Origin of the sequence: Blastococcus sp. MG754426 (assembly GCF_021699055.1) — a bacterium.
Lineage (GTDB): Bacteria > Actinomycetota > Actinomycetes > Mycobacteriales > Geodermatophilaceae > Blastococcus.
Genome location: NZ_SSXC01000173.1, coordinates 1 through 709, shown reverse-complemented (window position 1 = coordinate 709; position 709 = coordinate 1). Strand labels below are relative to the sequence as shown.

Here is a 709-nt window from a genome sequence, read left to right as displayed (position 1 = left end):
GCCGGGTACGTCCCGTCGCGGGTAGGGCCGCTTCCCGCCCGAATCCGTCAGCTAACCCGGTAGGCGGCAGACGGAAGAACGGAGAGCCGCCGCATGGCGAGCCTGCGGGCCCACCTTGCACGGAACCGCAGCCGGTACGGAGCCTCGCGCGCGCCTGCCCCGCGCTGAGCGCCCGGGCACCCGCCCGATCCCCGCTGCCACTCGACCACCCCGCAGCGCGCCGCCTCCGCGGCCCGCCGTGCCCTGCCCCTGGAGCAGTCCCTCCCCATGAACCTCCGCCCCACCTCGATCACCCGCGCTCTCGGCCGCACCGGCGGGCGCGGCGCCACCCGGTCGGCCCGGCGCCCCGCGCTGTTCCTGGCGGTCACCGCCGCGGGCGGCATCCTGGCCGGCGTCGTCGTCGGCAACGAGCCGGCCGCGCAGGCCGAGCCGGAGCTGGCGTCGGTCAGCGTCGCCGAGCAGCTCGGGATCCCCACCGGGGCCCCGGCCGAGGACGCCGTCGAGTCCGCCGTGCAGAGCCTCGCCCCGCTGGCCGCCAGCCGCAGCCAGCGCGCCGCCGAGCAGACCGCCGCCGCCGAGGCGCGGGCCGCGGCCGAGCAGGCCGAGCTCGACCGCCGCGCCGCCGAGGAGGCAGCCCGCAAGGCCGCCGCCGAGGAGGCAGCCCGCAAGGCCGCCGAGGAGGAGGCAGCCCGCAAGGCCGCCGAGGAGG

Annotated in this window: 1 pseudogene and 1 riboswitch; the pseudogene reads left to right on the top strand. The window is 79.5% G+C overall.

The features are described 5' to 3' along the window. Positions 1-81: riboswitch (cyclic di-AMP (ydaO/yuaA leader) on the top strand. This riboswitch is flagged as partial in the annotation. 186 nt (positions 82-267) lie between these two features. Then, a pseudogene (locus tag E9549_RS22850) lies at positions 268-709 on the top strand (lytic transglycosylase domain-containing protein); the annotation flags it as partial.